General features: G+C 46.4%; 14 protein-coding genes. 7 read left to right on the plus strand and 7 right to left on the minus strand.

Features of this window, described 5'->3' with window-relative positions; translation table 11 throughout:
- Positions 1–17: 17 nt before the first annotated feature.
- The 4 genes from RN22_RS14395 to folM form a co-directional block, all read right to left on the minus strand.
- Positions 18–587, minus strand: coding sequence for a YceI family protein (locus tag RN22_RS14395; protein WP_046305373.1), 570 nt, complete (start codon positions 585–587; stop codon positions 18–20).
- The gene (locus RN22_RS14400) at positions 584–1,123 is read right to left on the minus strand and encodes a cytochrome b (RefSeq protein WP_046305375.1); all 540 of its coding nucleotides are present in this window, start codon (positions 1,121–1,123) and stop codon (positions 584–586) included. Before RN22_RS14400 ends, RN22_RS14395 begins: the two co-directional genes overlap by 4 nt.
- A gap of 115 nt (positions 1,124–1,238) precedes the next feature.
- The gene (gene folX, locus RN22_RS14405; protein ID WP_002535747.1) at positions 1,239–1,601 is read right to left on the minus strand and encodes a dihydroneopterin triphosphate 2'-epimerase; all 363 of its coding nucleotides are present in this window, start codon (positions 1,599–1,601) and stop codon (positions 1,239–1,241) included.
- Positions 1,602–1,618: 17 nt separating this feature from the next.
- A complete protein-coding gene (folM, locus tag RN22_RS14410; RefSeq protein ID WP_046305377.1) occupies positions 1,619–2,332 on the minus strand; it encodes a dihydromonapterin reductase in 714 nt (237 codons plus the stop codon).
- Between the two features lie 125 nt (positions 2,333–2,457).
- On the opposite strand from folM, the gene RN22_RS14415 reads away from it, so the two are divergent.
- On the plus strand, positions 2,458–3,162 hold the full coding sequence (locus RN22_RS14415; protein ID WP_046305379.1) for an SDR family NAD(P)-dependent oxidoreductase: 705 nt from the start codon (positions 2,458–2,460) through the stop codon (positions 3,160–3,162).
- Here RN22_RS14415 and RN22_RS14420 read toward each other — a convergent pair whose 3' ends face one another.
- Together RN22_RS14420 and RN22_RS14425 are read right to left on the minus strand one after the other, a co-directional pair.
- Positions 3,163–3,705, minus strand: a complete 543-nt coding sequence (locus tag RN22_RS14420; RefSeq protein WP_231590902.1) for an NlpC/P60 family protein — start codon at positions 3,703–3,705, stop codon at positions 3,163–3,165.
- Positions 3,706–3,851: 146 nt separating this feature from the next.
- Entirely contained in the window at positions 3,852–4,718 is an 867-nt protein-coding gene (locus tag RN22_RS14425) for a LysR family transcriptional regulator (RefSeq protein WP_002535755.1), read from the minus strand.
- Between the two features lie 116 nt (positions 4,719–4,834).
- Between RN22_RS14425 and RN22_RS14430 the strand changes: the two genes are divergently transcribed.
- On the plus strand, positions 4,835–5,077 hold the full coding sequence (locus RN22_RS14430; protein WP_046305384.1) for a hypothetical protein: 243 nt from the start codon (positions 4,835–4,837) through the stop codon (positions 5,075–5,077).
- Between the two features lie 744 nt (positions 5,078–5,821).
- On the opposite strand, the gene RN22_RS14435 is transcribed toward RN22_RS14430, so the two are convergent.
- Positions 5,822–7,819, minus strand: a complete 1,998-nt coding sequence (locus RN22_RS14435) for an exoribonuclease II (RefSeq protein ID WP_046305386.1) — start codon at positions 7,817–7,819, stop codon at positions 5,822–5,824.
- A 237-nt stretch (positions 7,820–8,056) separates the two neighbouring features.
- On the opposite strand from RN22_RS14435, the gene RN22_RS14440 reads away from it, so the two are divergent.
- The 5 genes from RN22_RS14440 to RN22_RS14460 all read left to right on the plus strand — a co-directional run bounded on the left by RN22_RS14440 (position 8,057) and on the right by RN22_RS14460 (position 15,601).
- Complete coding sequence (locus RN22_RS14440) at positions 8,057–9,721, plus strand: diguanylate cyclase domain-containing protein (protein WP_046305388.1); 1,665 nt, start codon at positions 8,057–8,059, stop codon at positions 9,719–9,721.
- 302 nt (positions 9,722–10,023) lie between these two features.
- A complete protein-coding gene (locus tag RN22_RS14445; protein ID WP_046305390.1) occupies positions 10,024–11,907 on the plus strand; it encodes a DEAD/DEAH box helicase in 1,884 nt (627 codons plus the stop codon).
- A 305-nt stretch (positions 11,908–12,212) separates the two neighbouring features.
- Positions 12,213–12,878: a cupin domain-containing protein gene (locus tag RN22_RS14450; RefSeq protein WP_046305392.1), complete on the plus strand. Its 666-nt coding sequence runs from the start codon at positions 12,213–12,215 to the stop codon at positions 12,876–12,878.
- A gap of 203 nt (positions 12,879–13,081) precedes the next feature.
- Positions 13,082–14,695 carry a diguanylate cyclase gene (locus RN22_RS14455; RefSeq protein ID WP_046305394.1) on the plus strand — a complete coding sequence of 538 codons (1,614 nt, stop codon included), beginning with the start codon at positions 13,082–13,084 and terminating at the stop codon, positions 14,693–14,695.
- 237 nt (positions 14,696–14,932) lie between these two features.
- Complete coding sequence (locus tag RN22_RS14460; RefSeq protein ID WP_002535764.1) at positions 14,933–15,601, plus strand: class I SAM-dependent methyltransferase; 669 nt, start codon at positions 14,933–14,935, stop codon at positions 15,599–15,601.
- Positions 15,602–15,787 lie beyond the last annotated feature (186 nt).

Consider the following 15,787-nt stretch of genomic DNA (forward strand, 5'->3'; position numbering starts at 1 on the left):
TTTATAATTTGCAAGAATTACTTGCGGACACCTTCTACGTGCAGTTCCATATCAACATAGCTTGATGGGCCCATAACCGCGATACCGTAATCTTTCAGTTCAAGACGAGTGGTGCCTTCAAAGCCTGCGCGGTAGCCACCCCATGGGTCGCTGCCAGCGCCAATGAAGTTTGCAGCGATCGAGATAGGATTAGTTTTGCCGTGAAGCGTCAGGTCACCATTGATGGTGATCGAACCATCACCATTGTCTTTTACTGAAGTACTCTTGAACGTTGCCGTAGAGAATTTCGAAGCATTGATGAAGTCACCGCTACGGATGTGCTTGTCTCGCTCTGCGTGGTTTGAATCCAGGCTGGTAGTATCAATGTTTACAACAACGGTTGATGCTTCAACATTGGCAGGGTCATACGAAAACTCACCATCAAAGTCGTTGAAACGGCCTTTAATAAAGCTGTAGCCGAGATGAGGCACCTTGAAATTAATTGATGCATGAGCACCTTTGGTGTCAATCACGTAGTTGTCGGCAACCGCCATTGTTGGCAGCAAGGTAGCCGCGGCCAGTCCCAGAGCAGCAAGAGTCTTTTTCATAACGATTTGTCTCCAATCATTTTCCGTAATGTATTGTCTTTGTTTATGTAGTGGTGCTTAAGTGCCGCTGCCGCATGAAGAACAGCTAAACCTATCAATGTAAAGGCAGCGTAGTAGTGGATTGCGCCCGCAATATCTGACTGATTCGGGAATAACTCTCCAAGAGCAGGTACTTCAAACCAGTTAAATACTTCAATGGCTCTACCATCTGACGTAGAGATCAGATAACCAGATGCAAAAATAACGAACAACAACACATAAATAAGATGGTGAGCGGCATGGGCCCCCGCGCGTTCGAGACGATTCCCCTCTATTTGAGGTGTACCTTTTATTATGCGCCAGACCAACCTGAATACGGTTAAACCCAAAAGGAGAATGCCGATGGATTTGTGCCAGTAGGGAGCGGTTTTGTACCAAGTGCTGTAGTAAGTGAGGTCAACCATCCATAAACCAACAGCAAAAAGGCCGATAACGACCAAGGCTGTCAGCCAATGGATGGCGCGCAAAACAGCATTGTATTGCGAAGGTTGTTCCATCTTACGTTTGTGTCCAATTAAATAAGTTAATGAGAATTATAATCATCATTAACTGTAGGTGAACCGGATACAACTGAACGAGTTATTCGAAAATTTCGATGGAACTCTGTCTACATTACTCTTCTTGTTGCCAACTTAAACTTAGAGACACAGAGTCAGCGAAACGCAAGGCATGTGGCTTATCTATTGTGACGCTGGCAAACGTTACCCAATGATGAGAGCGAGAAATCTCTAACACACTGGAGACCAATTTTTCCAACAGTAGGAAACGGCCATTTTCGACATGGTCGATGATAGATTTGGTGATCACTTTGTAGTTTAGTGCTTCTTCAACATTGTCATTCATACAGGCTTTATCGCCTGGGTAGTGGATTTCGATATTTAGTACTACGTCCTGTTTCTTCTCTTGTTCTTCAGGGTTGAAGCCAATAAAGGTACGCAGGCGAAGATTTGTAATTTTGATAATGGCATTTTGCATAGCGCAGCCTCCGTTAGTTATTTGAGTGCTCGACCGCCATCCAAATTGATGCTTTGGCCGGTCATGTAGTTACTGTTCATGATGAATTCGACGGCGTTCACCACTTCTTGTTCGCCAGGCGCAATCGCCATCAGTGATTTAGACAACGCTCTCTTTCTGTAAGCCTCGTCATCGCCTTCATTAAACATGATAAGCGCTGGAGCGATGCTGTTGACTTTGACACTCGGCGCCAATTTCTGTGCGAATGAAAGCGTCATATTGTCCAATGCCGCTTTACTTGCCGAGTAGGCGATATGTTTCTCGCTGCCTTTGCGCACGACGTAATCCGTAAAATGAATAATGTCTGAACCCGCCGTTGAGTCAGTCGCCATAAAGGGAGACAAGGCGAGGTTAAGCAGATATGGCGTTTTAACGTGTATCTGCATCATGTCATCCAGCAGGGCGGCACAGTCATCGGTTTTACTTTCGGCATTCCAGTCTGACGCGTTATGGATCAACGCACGGATCTGAATGTTCTGCTCAGCGACTTCCCTTGCGAATTGATGGATAGCGCCATCGGCTGAAAAGTCGGCCTGAATACAAGTGACCCCCATTTCCCGCAAGGCAGTCACACCGGGTTTTTCCGAACGATATGACGCGATCACGTGAAAACCCAAAGTCCGAAAATGGCTCGCCAGCGCATATCCGATACGCTGACCAGCACCAGTGATCACAATTGTTTTATCAGTCATATAACTCTCATAGCGTTTGATGTGCGGAACCCAATACGAATGCCGATCAGAAAAGATCAGAGTTGGGCGATGATAATTTTAAAATCAGTAAGTTAGATTCTAGCAGAACGGCGAGTGAGGGAAGGATGCAAAAGAGCGTATTGGTGGTTGGCTCACACGGAACTATTGGAAAAGCGATAGCCATTCAGCTGCAGGACTTGGGGTATCAGGTATTGACACTGAGCCGTGAAGGAAAGGAGTCAGACAACCACCTTATCCTTTCCACTAGCGAACCACAAAGCGTCGCTGTTTTGTCACGTTGGCTTGAAGGGCGTGTTGAGGGTTTGGTAGGGGTCATTCAGTGTGCAGGCCTTCTTCATCTGGGCGACAAGAGGCCCGAGAAAAGCCTCATGCAACTTAGTGGTGACTGGCTCAGTCAGTCAATGACTGTGAACGTTATGAGCCATGTCCACGTTGCACAGGCATTGGACGGATTTGTAAAACCTCATACGAAGCTTCGTTGGTTATCGCTAAGCGCCAAAGTTGGTAGCATTGAAGACAACGGTTTGGGAGGCTGGTACAGCTATAGAATGTCTAAAGCCGCCCTTAATATGTTTATCAAAAATCTTTCCATTGAATGGGGAAGAAAAGCGCCGGCATCTTCTGTGATTGCTATGCACCCTGGAACCGCGCCAAGCACACTCTCTAAGCCTTTCACCACAAATTGGCCGAAAGATAAACTGTATAGTCCTGAACTCACAGCAAAAAGAATCGTTACCGTGTTTGAGCACATGACGCCCGAAAGGTCAGGAAAACTCTATCATCACGATGGTTCAGTGATCCCTTGGTGATTATTGAAGAGGGTAGCGTCGGACGTCGATGACTCTTGCAGACCAGTAGGGGTTATCGACACGGGAAATCGTGACGCCTTTTGAGGAAGAAGCATGCATGAACTGTTTTTCGCCAATATAAATCCCGACGTGATAGCGGGTAGAGCCGGTCTTGAAGAAAATCAGGTCTCCATGATCTGCAGTTGCCAGAGAAATTTTATCGCCAGTTTTGATCTGTTGCCTTGTTGTTCTGGGAAGTGAATGCTCGAACACGGCGAGGAAGGCCTGTTGGGTAAATGCGGAGCAATCAATACCTCGCTTGGATGCACCTCCGTAGCGATAAGGTGTTCCTTCCCATTCCTCAAAATATGCAAATAACGCAAGACTTTTTGATGTATCTAAGTCAGAGCCAGAGGGTGCTAACGTCGCTGGACGAGTGGTTTCGTAGTATGTCGAATGGTCTGGACGATTTTTTGCAGATGTTGGCGACTCGCAACCCGTCATGAATAGGGCAGAAAAAAAGCCAGTAAAGAGCATCCAGATTCTCGGCATTGGCATGTTCATCTATAAAGTTGCGTCTGTTCTACAGAGAAAGTTTATGATTGCAGTGAAACATAGCGTTCGCTGATTTTTATTAAGTTTATTGACAGAAAAATAACTGTGCAATGATGTTCCACTCATGCTTTTATAGAAGTCTCAAGTCTAAAACTCTATGCAGCGCTCTGGTTTCTCCGTACATACCATTCTGTAATGTAATCAGCCAATGCAAGAACCGCAGGTTCATTTGCGCCGGGTTTGACTGCTATTCCATTTGCAATTGCCGTTTCGAGAGAATTTGAATTCACATGCTCAAGTAAATCCATTTTTTCGGTGACTGAACAAGCGGCGATCAAAGAAACCGCCATACCAGATTCAATCGCCGCATTTAAACCATGGAAATCAGCTGCGGTGAGAACGACTTGGTGAGAGATATTTTCACGATTTAATAATTCCAACGCCAGCCTTCCCCAACGACAGTCACTTTCTATCGCGACAGGTAAAGGCTTGTCTTTGCAGTAGCTTACGTGGCGCGACTTCGCCCAAACCAGCCTTTCGGTAGAGACTTGAGTAACTGGGTATAGATCATCATGAATATTCACTAAGGCCAGATCCAGTCGTCCATCTTGAACCTGTTTCAACAACCGTTGGCTGCTGTTGCTTTGCACAGAAAGCTGGAGGTTAGGATAGCGCTCAGTAAATCCATTCAGGACGCGTCTGAAAATCAGGTTAACGTAGTCATCGCAAACACCGAATTTCACCATGCCGTTCATATCCGGGCTATGGAAATGTGCGACAGCTTGATCATTGAGGTTAAGCATTTGACGGGCATAACTGACCAAGGTTAGGCCATGAGAAGTAAGAACATGCCGCCTTCCTTGTTTCTGGAAAATCGACACGCCCGCTAACTCTTCAAGCTTTTTCATCTGCATGCTCACTGCTGATTGCGTCCTGTGAACGCTGTCAGCAGCCGCTGCGAAGTTCCCGCAATCTGCTATCGCTACCAAGGTACGAAGTTGGTCAATGTCGAAATTGGTCATTACTTCAACTCCTTTGAAGTATTGTGAAAGAAATATTGGCTTTTCTGATTAATTAAATTGATTAAATATTGCACTGTCAAGAAGGAAAACAATAACAACGTCAGGGGAGAGCAGGCATGGTAGTAAAAACCAACGAAAGTGACTTAATCAGTGATGACAGGCGAGGAATCCGTCGCTTCGTAAATCAAGGCGGGATTGTCGCCAGACTGATTCATGGCTTATGGCGCTTTAATCGCAAACATTTTTTGATTGAAGATCTTTCTAAAAATCTAGATGACGAACGATTTCTAAAAGATGTTGGTTTGACGCGGGCACAAGTAGAAAAAGAAATACAGAAGCTTCGTCAAAGTAAAATTTAAGAATCGAGTCCTTGGATGCTTCCAACTATCCGACCGCACGCCAATCTGGTGCTGCGGTATTTTTTTGCCCCATCTTTCCTTCAGTAACGCCACTATTAATGAGTGCTCAATTGATTTGTGTTGTTAATACAACTGAAAAACTCTGCTGTTTTACTGGCCTTTGGGATGTGAAAGATAACCGCCTGAATCTATAGGCGTGTTTTGTACTAAAAATTTGGCATGACAGGATTTGGCTGACTACACTTTTAGTAACCCAATGAATATGAATCAGTTTTTGTTATCGCTGTGGATGTGGGTTTTGACAAAAACTTTACAACTGCACTGGTTTTATGTGATTATTGTCACCATTGATGTCGACCATATTGCTTATGCTGGTATAACATTGCGACGCAATACAAATTAATGAGCGATAGAACACTAAGCAATGTCTCTCTCGTTCAGTTGCTTTTCAGCAACACTTGGTAAGATTTTTTTCATAACAATAAGGTTTGTCGTTAGACAAATCATTGGACACAAACAGTCACTGGGCTTTGGTTTGGCCGCCGACAACTCAATGATTGGTCCAATTTTGGCGTTACTGCATAGCTGGACTTTACATTCGCTTGCTGCGTGAAAAGTCAAATAAGTAACCGATACCCGGCTTCCATGGACCGGGTTTTTTATTGCCTGAAGTAAACGCAAGAGATCCAAATTAGAAACAAAAAAGCCAGACTGATGTCTGGCTTTTGTCATTTTGGAATATGTCTACTCGCTTTTGGCAGATTCTTCTTCCGCTTTTTCAGCAATCACTGCGAATTCGCGGGTTGGTTTACCAACGATCGAGCGGGTAGGTTCTTTGACTTCAGCTAAAACGACTTCAATGGTATCGCCAAGCTGGAACTCTTTCACGCCATCAACAGAAATGGTGCCAGCGTCGCCATTACATTCGATGCGTTTCTTGTTGTCCACAATCAGCGGCGCGGGGATGAACGCCATTGCACCATTTTCCAGCAAACGAACACGCATGCCTGCGCGGTTGATATCGAAGATCTCCGCGGTAAAGGTTGTTTTCTCGGCAACGCAGTCTTTAAGAAGACGAACATACAACCAATCTGCCACATCACGCTCTGCCATTCGGTGGTGTCTACGATGCAATGCCAATTCTTCACCGATCATTTCGTCTGGTGTTTGAGCGGCATCTTCGCCACGAATAATGGCTTTCAGAAGACGGTGATTGACCATGTCGCCGTATTTACGGATTGGAGATGTCCAAGTGGCATAAACATCAAGGCCCATGGCGAAGTGTGGCGCTGGTGCATTACCAATTTCACTATAAGACTGATACTTACGGATGCGGTTATCCAGATAAGTGGTTTCCTGCTCATTCAACCAACGACGCAGAGCACTGAATCCTTCAATTGTTTCCAGTGATTCAGCAGTCACGTTGCCGCCGTGACCATTGATAAGCTCAACTGCATCCGCCATTTTCTCTGGGTGGAAGCCAGCGTGGGTGTTGAATACGCCGAAGCCAAAGTGTTCACGAAGCGCACGTCCGGCACAAATGTTTGCCGTGATCATCGCTTCTTCTACCATGCGATTTGCAATACGACGAGGATCTACGTGAATCGCGACAACGTCGTTATCTTCGCTTAGCTCGAAGCGGTAGTCAGGACGGTCTGGGAAGGTCACAGCATTCGCTTCACGCCATGCCATACGCGCTTTAGCCAGACTATGTAGTGCATTCACTTGTTCAGCAATGATCTCTGACGGTTGCCATTTATCACAAGAACCTGTTTCCAGGAGATCAGAAACATTGTCATAAGCCAGTCGGCCTTGAGACTTTATGGTAGCCGAGAAGAATTGCGTATCTTCTGAGATAGTGCCATCTGCCAATAGGGTGACACGGCAGCATAGAGCAGGACGAATTTCTTCGTCACGCAGTGAGCACAAGTCGTCACTCAGTTCGCGCGGCAACATTGGAATATTGCGGCCCGGCAGGTAAATAGTGAATCCACGCTCACGCGCTTCTTTATCCAGATCGGTACCTTGAGCAACATATGCCGTTGGGTCTGCAATCGCAATGGTCAGCGTGAAAGTGCCGTCTTCGTTTGCCACTGTATGCAGCGCATCGTCCATGTCTTTGGTGGATTCGCTGTCGATAGTAATAAAAGGCAGGTGAGTCAGGTCTTCACGAACCAAAGATTCGTCCAGCATTTTCCAGCTAGGCTGTGGTGCCGGTTCTTGATTTGGCAGGTTATGTTTAGCCAGCGTTACCCACCAAGGCGCGATCTTGTCGTTGGCATCTGTGATTTTCTCACTGATTTCACAGAAAAAGTTATTGTCACCTTTCAATGGGTGTTGAATCAGAGTAGCGACGACCCAGTCGCCATCAGACAACGCGTCACGGCTCAAACCTTTTTTGGTTTTTGCGCGGATGGCATCTTTGAGTTGAGGGCTATCGGGCACGACATTCAGCTTGTCGCGAATCATTTTTACACGGCCAATAAAACGCTCTACCGATTGTTCAATCAGCTCGTCCGGCTCAGCCACTTCTTTTTCTTTTTCGGTGCGGATAAGCGCGACGACTTTATCGCCATGCATGACTTTTTTCATGTATGCAGGCGGAATGAAGTAGCTGGTTTTACTGTCTACTTCGAGGAAGCCAAACCCTTTTTCGGTTGCTTTGATCGAACCTTCTTTTTTAGGAATGGTCTCTTTGATTTGCTGCTTTAGCTGCGCAAGTAATGGATTGTCTTGAAACATTAGCCTGGTCTCAGATTGTGAACCGCCACACTATACGGATTCAGTAGCCCAAAACCAAGTCATCACTCATTAAACCTACGTGACGATATCTGTTACGCCTTAGCGCAAACTGAGAGGTAAGTCAGCGAAATGAAACAAGAATGAACATTTCTCTCGCAAACTTGATGTAACGAAGAGGCCATATTCAACATTAATGACAAAATGACACTTTCGTAAAGGGAAGTAACGGTTTGGCGTATGGAAAGTGCTGAAGTACAGCAAAGGTGTACAGCTGAAGATGTTTCGAGCACGCTGGATAAATGGTGTGAAGACATCTTTAGCCGTCTGGTTTGTGAAAACAGAATCAGCAATATTGCTCTGTTTGTCTTAGTCGATGATAAGCTGAAGCTCATCGCCAGCCAGACACAGGATGTATTTAACTTTTACCCAGCCTTCAAACCCTGCGAAGAATATAGTGGGTACTATATTGACTGGGAATCCCTCGCCAACAAGCACAAACAGCATTTTTCTTTTATTTCCGAACTGGCATTCAACGGTGGTTGGCAGCAAGACAATCAGCTCTGGGAACATGCCGTCATTCCTCTATATAAAAGAGAGCATCGGCTTGGGTATCTGCTGGTTGAGGCTGAAACATCAACCCGCGAACGCAGACTGTCCGAAAAAGGCTTTGACTGGGTGCGAGAAAATGTCGATACGCACCTGAAATGTAAAATCCTTGCGCATCGTCTAAATCAGCAAAACGTCAATAGCCGTAAAAGCGAACTCGACCTCGCGTTACATAATCACACGCTTGCTTCGCAACTGGGCTACCTGAAAAACTTGCATGAAATTTCCCTACGGTTTACCAAAGCCACCACTATTAATTCCTTATGTCGGATTGCTGTCGAATTAGGGCGGGACAAGCTGCAAATTGATCGTATGGGTATTTTCCTGTGTGATGTGGAAACCCACAAAATGTGGGGGACCTGGGGAACGGATCCTGATGGTCAGGTGGTAGACCGTTCTGAGTTTTGTCAGGAAATGCCAAATACGCTTTTCATGGAAGAAGCCTTTACCAAAAAAAATGAACTGATCGTAAAAGAAAACGTGCCCCTTTATTTTGGAAAGGAGCAAGTGGGTATTGGCTGGAATATCATGATGGCGATGTGGGACGGTGACGAATGCATTGGTTGGCTGGCTGCAGATAACCTTCTATACCGGACACCTCTTGATGAGCCGAAAAAAGAAGCGATAAAACTGCTTGCCGCCTCAGTTTGCCAGAAAATCGTGAAGCTTAGGCACACAGAAGCGTCTGATGCCCGATACAGTCAACTTGTTACCATCAATAGTGAGCGGGGATCTGAATTAAAGGCACTCAAGCATAAGTTGTTTGCCAAGAAGCGAAATGAACGCTGGATGGGTATCACCGATGTGGATACGGGCTTGCCGAATGCTTTGGCAATGCAAATGGCATTGCCGGGGTTGTTAAAACAGGCGAGAAAAGAAAAACAGCGGATTGCGGCTCTGTCTATCGATATTGATAGCTTTGCAGGGTATCGAAAATTTTATGGCGACATGGCCGCGACAAATTTAGTTAAAAAACTGGCTGATGTGATGGAAAGACAGGTGGGTTCGCACCTGTCGGGGATGTTTGCTTATTCGTCACCAGGAACATTTTCTCTTCTTTTATTACATGATGATGACTTGATGCTGCGAGAAGTCGCGGAAAGCATGGTGCATGGTGTATATCACCTCAATATTCCTAACAAACCTTCGGCGAATTATCAGCGTGTGACCTTGAGTCTTGGCATGACACTCAGCTCAGTTTCAGTCTTTACCCGAAAACTTAAAATCATGAAACGCGCAGAGAAACTGAAAACAACTGCGATTAAGTTGGGACAAAATAGAGTTTGTCTTGACTAAAAAATTAAACCTCACCACAGAGCCTTGCCTGAAATAACAGCAATTTGTTTCCGAAATAGGCGTTTGCAGTCAAAAAGCCATCAGTCGTAGAAAGAATTGTGAACTTGTTCAATTTTTTCTGGCTTTTTTTGGTCTAGTGGCGCAGAATGCACGCCTTATTTGTCGAGGCCCGTAGCGTTAGATACTGTTACAGAGAGTAGGAAGTCACTTAGTTCTGAGTAGTGACCCTGTATCAGTGAATAATAACAGTGCGAAACCGCTAGCAGGGGCCCCGTTTTTTTTGTCTATATATTGGGATCCCAATGCAAGATACTGTTACTGAATTTCGCCAGTTAGATCTGGCTGAAAACATTCTTTCTGCTCTTGACGCAATCGGCTTTGTAGCGCCGACTCCTATTCAGGCAGCTTCAATTCCTCTACTTCTGACCGGTGTGGATGCACTCGGTAAAGCACAAACAGGTACCGGTAAAACCGCGGCATTCTCTCTGCCTCTGCTGAACAAACTGGACCTGAACCAGCACAAACCTCAAGCGATTGTTATGGCTCCAACCCGCGAACTGGCAATTCAGGTTGCGGCGGAAGTAAAACAACTTGGCCAAAACATCAATGGCTTGAAAGTTCTCGAAATCTACGGCGGCGCGTCAATCGTTGACCAAATGCGCGCTCTGCGCAGCGGTGCTCACATTGTTGTTGGTACCCCAGGCCGTGTTAAAGACCTGATCAACCGTGAACGTCTGCAGTTGGACGAAGTACACACGTTTGTTCTGGATGAAGCTGACGAAATGCTGAAAATGGGCTTCGTTGACGACGTTACCTGGATCATGGAACAAGCGCCAGAATCAGCACAACGTGTTCTGTTCTCTGCAACCATGCCTCCAATGGTTAAAGAAATCGTTGACCGCTTCCTGCGCGAACCTGCTCGCATTGACGTAGCAGGCAGCAACCGTACTGTTGAGAAAGTTGAACAGCAGTTCTGGGTTGTTAAAGGCGTAGAGAAAGACGAAGCGATGTCTCGTCTGCTTGAAACTGAAGAAACTGACGCATCTATCGTATTCGTACGTACCCGTCAGGACACCGAGCGTCTGGCTGATTGGCTAAGCGCGCGTGGCTTTAAAGCTGCTGCACTGCACGGTGATATCCCACAGTCTCTGCGTGAGCGTACTGTTGATCATATCAAACGTGGCGTTATCGACATTCTGGTTGCGACTGACGTTGTAGCGCGTGGTCTTGATGTGCCACGTATTACTCACGTATTCAACTACGACATCCCATTCGATGTTGAATCGTACATTCACCGTATCGGTCGTACAGGTCGTGCGGGACGTGCAGGTAAAGCAATCCTGCTGGTTCGTACTAACCAAATCCGTATGCTGCGTACCATCGAGCGTGTGACATCTACCCGTATGGAAGAAATTCAACTTCCACTGCGTGACAAAGTCGCTGAAGCACGTCTGGCACGTCTGGCTGCTGATCTGCAAGAGCAGAAAGAGTCTGACAGCATTGAAGCGTTTGTTGGTCTGGTTGAAAAACTGCAAGAGCAAATCGATGTAGATGCGGCAACACTGGCTGCAATGCTGCTTCAACGTCAGCAAGGTAAACGCCCATTGTTCTACAACGGTCCAGATCCAATGATCGCTGCGATGGAGCGCGACAGCCGTCGCCGTGAATCTCGCCGTGATGATCGTGGTCCACGTGATCGTTCAGAGCGCGGTGACCGTGGCGAACGTCGTAGCTACAACGCAGCAGATTGGGACACTTACCAATTGCAAGTTGGCCGTGATCAAGGCGTTCAAGTTAAAGACATCGTTGGTGCAATCGCTAACGAACTGGGTCTTGAGAAGCAATTCATCGGTTCAATCAAGCTGGCAACAGGTCACACTTACGTTCAGTTGCCGAAGAAAATGCCAAAAGAAATCCTGGGTCAACTGAAGCAACTGCGCATTCGCCAGAAAGCAACTGATGCACAACTGGTTGAAGGTCACGTTGACATGTCTCCACCACGTCGTCGCAATGGCGGTGACCGTAACGGTGGTGGCGAGCGCGGTCCACGTCGCTTTGATGACCGTGGTCCTCGTGGTGGCAACCGTGGCGAAGGTCGTGGTGATCGTGGTGGCCGTCGCTTTGATCGTGACCGTGGTGGCGACAAGCGCTCTTTCCGTGGTGAGCGCCGTCACGCAGACGCATAATCTGCCCGATTAGCAATTCAATATCCCAAAGCCCGCTTTTAAAGCGGGCTTTTTGCATTTGTGTGACTTTGAAATATTTACTTACGTATTTGCTAAATCAATAGACGCTGTTCCAAGGATTGGGACGAGGCTGTCGGATTCACGCTGCTATATTGTTGAAACAGCAAGCCGAAACTGGGCGTTAATTCTGTAACCCTCGCTCCATCATTGATGTAGTTTGGGTAAAGATGTGCGTGACTGATTCCAGACATTTAAACAATCTGGGTTAGGTCGTGTAGGTTGTTTCCCTGTTTGAGGACTGTTTTATGCTGAATATGCAGTTTGATCAGCGGGTGATCATAGACACCAGCGATATGGACTGGCAGCCATCGCCTTCGGGTGGTGTGTTTCGTAAGCCTCTTGCCAAAGAGGGAGCCGAACGTGGGCATGCCACCAGTATTGTGAAATACGCACCCAAGTCTTCCTTTTCTCGTCACGAACACCCTTTAGGAGAAGAAATTCTTGTCCTTGAAGGTATCTTTTCTGATGAAACAGGGGACTATCCGGCAGGTACCTATATTCGGAACCCCCCCGGCTCTTCCCATGCGCCCTATAGCGAAGTCGGATGCACCTTACTGGTTAAACTTCATCAGTTTTCAGCTAACGATCGCAATCAGGTACGAATCAATACGCGTTCGGAAGAAGATTGGATAGAAGGCCAGGGGCGCTTGTTGATGCTTCCACTACATGAATTCAATGGCGAGCAGGTTGCCATGATTCGATGGCCAGCGGGACAGCACTTTTTCAATATTTCCCATTTCTGCGGTGAAGAAGTATATGTACTCGAAGGGGAGTATCGAGACGAATTTGGCAGATATGGGCAGGGAACCTGGATACGTAATCCGCATATGTTTGAATACAACCCATATGCAGAAGAAGACACTTTACTATGGGTAAAGGTAGGACACCTTCCTTATCCTGGTGTCAGTTGAAAATAGATGGCTGGTTGAACACAGAAGAATGTACAGATTAACCAACGACGATTGATATCATTGCATGTTTTATCTGCATGGACGTAAATCTGAGACAAATGTCTTCGTGGTTTATCGCTAGTATGTTGGTTGAGTGCAGGGCTCAAACTTATGAGCCTTTTTCTTGAAAGTGCCTCAGTGGCAACAGGACATGACAGACTCGGATGTTTCAGACAGACAGCCCCTTCCAGATGCAGTTTTTTGAACTGGCACCTGTACCCATGGTGATTATCAATGACCTCGGCGAGATCATTCAGAGTAACCGTGAGTGTCAGCAACTGTTCCAGATAATGCCAGATGAAGCCAACATCGACGGTTATCTCAGCTCGGCTACGTGGAATGAAGTTATCCGTTACTTTCAGGTCGTTTCCCAGGCGGTGCAGCATGAGCCATTTACCAAAGTTGTCCGACTGACAAGAAGCAAAGATACCTACATCTTCAAAGTGAACCTGCTCAATACGGTTCCCAGCAACATCTACATTGTGGCACTAACCCTTTACTATCCTGATGATGAGTTGAATGAAGCCCTTCAGGAACGTTTACCTATGGGCATGGCGCGCGTGGATACCGAAGGTCGTTTTATCAGTGTGAATCCAGCGTACTTGGCCATGTTGGGTTATCAGGATGAAGAGATTCAGCCACTGACTGAGTTTGATCTTACGTACCATTCAGATGCTAACAGTGAAAAGCCGCTGCGCGAAAACCTTTCATTGAGTTCAGGTAACCAGTACAGAGTCGACAAACGTTATCTTCACAAAAATGGGCATCAAATCTGGGTACGTACTTTTGTTTCTTCGATTACCTGCAAGTACACCAACCAACATCAGTTTCTGATTGCTGTTTTGGATATCCATGAAGAAAAGCAATTGCAGGAAGCCATTACTACATCAGAGCGACGGTTTCGTGCGATCGCTGAGAATGTCAGTTCCGTGGTGTGGATTTCTGCTGCGGATCCTGCGCGTCTGTTTTACGTCAACAAATGCTACGACACTATCTGGGAAGAGAAAGTAGAAGTTCTTTATCACGATCCTCGCGCCTTCTTAAACAAGATCCATCCGTCTGAAAGAGAGATGGCAGAGAGCACACGTTTTTCCGCATCAACCGACTCTTGGAATATTAACTATCGACTGTTGTTTGATGACGGCAGGGTGAAACACATCCGCGACAGCGGCAACTGTGTTTTTGATGGAAACGGTGAACTGATTTATCGCGTAGGCACACTGACTGATATCACCGCAGAGATTGACCAAAGGGATACCGTGGTTGTGATGGCGAAAAAGCTGCGGGAAATGGTGGAATACGATTCGCTGACCGGTATCAAGTCACGTCATGCCATCATGACGGACATACAGGAAGCTTATCAGGAGTTCGATATGACCAGCGATCCATCTGTGCTGGTTTATATCGATGCCGATGGCTTTAAGAACATCAACGATTCTTACGGGCACGACGTAGGCGATAAAGTGCTGAAAGCGATAGCCGGACATTTGACCTCAAATATCCGTGACTCCGATGTCGCTGGGCGAATTGGTGGTGATGAATTCGTCGTACTGCTTAGACACACCGCTACAGCAGAAATCCCACACATTCTTGAACGCCTGAAATGTGACATTGAGAGTGATGGTCTTCCGGAAGGTGTCAATGTGTCGATAAGTCTTGGAGCGATTGAGCTTTCAGAGAAAGTTGTATCAGCAGAACAATGGCTTAGCGAAGCAGATAAAACCATGTATCAGCACAAACGATCGCGAAAGAAAATGCGCCTCAGTCGAAAGCATTAGAAATGACCACTTCACATCTATTCTATGTTTTACCAAGATAAACTGAACGTTACAGACACACCGCCATTTATCATTCCTCGCTAACTTGTTGATTTTCTTTTTCTGACAACACTTATCGTAACGAGAATCTCAGTCTTCTAAGACTTTTTTCTGATACCTATTATCTGTTTTGAAAATGAGACAGTTGAGTGTAACGCTTCCGAGTATTCTCTTTGTTGAATAACAGAGGGAATGGTCATGCAGAGTGTTGTTGAGGTATTTGGTACCGCGCTTGCCAGCTATTACAACGGCAATAAGTCAGGAAAACTGATTGTGAGGGAAAACAATGGTACATCCGTTATCCCGACATCAGATTTTTTTCGCCGTCCGGAGGATGTCGCCACCGACAGAATTGCGTTGTCTTATTGCCGGCGGAGCGTGTTAAACGTGGGCGCTGGCAGTGGGGAGCATTCTCTCTACCTGACAGCTAAAGGCATCAAGGTTACCTCGATAGACAGTTCACCAATCGCCTGCGCGATCATGCACCAGCGAGGTGTGCCATCGGTGGTATGCGGACATCTGTTCGATCAACACCCTATGTTTGACCGCACCTTTAGCTGGCTGGCACTTCGCGGTGTGATAGGCCAGCTGGGAAATATTCGAAATTTCTTTCACTTTCTGAATTTGGCGCACCGCAATTTGTATCCGGGCGGCAGATTGATTTTAAGCTCAGAAAACCTTCGTTACGAAGGTTATCGCACACGTCATTTGACGTTTGAATTTGACGGGAGAGTGAGTGAGGAAGTGCCGTGGTTTGATATCGGCATGTCTACACTCCGAAGAGTGGCTGACAGTCACAACTTTAACTGTCGCATCGTTTACTGTGATGACAGCAATAAGTACGTGGCTTTGCTGACAAAACGGTAAACAAGACTTTTCATAGGGGCTGTTGACCTTTGGTGGTTAAATTTTGTTCTCGCTCTAAGCGTTTTAGGCGCGGCGAGGTGTGTGTCGCCTAGTCATTCTAAGCAAATACACCTCAACAAAGCATAAAACGCTTAGGGCAGAACCCTCCGGGCAGCGTTTGTGGGGAATTTCTGCAGCGTTATCGGC

The sequence above is a fragment of the Grimontia sp. AD028 genome, from assembly GCF_000973155.1.
In the GTDB taxonomy this organism is placed as follows: domain Bacteria; phylum Pseudomonadota; class Gammaproteobacteria; order Enterobacterales; family Vibrionaceae; genus Enterovibrio; species Enterovibrio indicus.

What these genes read in the sequence shown, in the direction of transcription:
- RN22_RS14435 (WP_046305386.1), bottom strand. Translation starts at nt 7,819, where the DNA reads ATGTTTCAAGACAATCCATTACTTGCGCAGCTAAAGCAGCAAATCAAA.
- RN22_RS14450 (WP_046305392.1), top strand. Translation starts at nt 12,213, where the DNA reads ATGCTGAATATGCAGTTTGATCAGCGGGTGATCATAGACACCAGCGAT.
- RN22_RS14445 (WP_046305390.1), top strand. Translation starts at nt 10,024, where the DNA reads ATGCAAGATACTGTTACTGAATTTCGCCAGTTAGATCTGGCTGAAAAC.
- RN22_RS14420 (WP_231590902.1), bottom strand. Translation starts at nt 3,705, where the DNA reads ATGAACATGCCAATGCCGAGAATCTGGATGCTCTTTACTGGCTTTTTT.
- folX (WP_002535747.1), bottom strand. Translation starts at nt 1,601, where the DNA reads ATGCAAAATGCCATTATCAAAATTACAAATCTTCGCCTGCGTACCTTT.
- folM (WP_046305377.1), bottom strand. Translation starts at nt 2,332, where the DNA reads ATGACTGATAAAACAATTGTGATCACTGGTGCTGGTCAGCGTATCGGA.
- RN22_RS14440 (WP_046305388.1), top strand. Translation starts at nt 8,057, where the DNA reads ATGGAAAGTGCTGAAGTACAGCAAAGGTGTACAGCTGAAGATGTTTCG.
- RN22_RS14455 (WP_046305394.1), top strand. Translation starts at nt 13,082, where the DNA reads ATGTTTCAGACAGACAGCCCCTTCCAGATGCAGTTTTTTGAACTGGCA.
- RN22_RS14395 (WP_046305373.1), bottom strand. Translation starts at nt 587, where the DNA reads ATGAAAAAGACTCTTGCTGCTCTGGGACTGGCCGCGGCTACCTTGCTG.
- RN22_RS14400 (WP_046305375.1), bottom strand. Translation starts at nt 1,123, where the DNA reads ATGGAACAACCTTCGCAATACAATGCTGTTTTGCGCGCCATCCATTGG.
- RN22_RS14430 (WP_046305384.1), top strand. Translation starts at nt 4,835, where the DNA reads ATGGTAGTAAAAACCAACGAAAGTGACTTAATCAGTGATGACAGGCGA.
- RN22_RS14415 (WP_046305379.1), top strand. Translation starts at nt 2,458, where the DNA reads ATGCAAAAGAGCGTATTGGTGGTTGGCTCACACGGAACTATTGGAAAA.
- RN22_RS14460 (WP_002535764.1), top strand. Translation starts at nt 14,933, where the DNA reads ATGCAGAGTGTTGTTGAGGTATTTGGTACCGCGCTTGCCAGCTATTAC.
- RN22_RS14425 (WP_002535755.1), bottom strand. Translation starts at nt 4,718, where the DNA reads ATGACCAATTTCGACATTGACCAACTTCGTACCTTGGTAGCGATAGCA.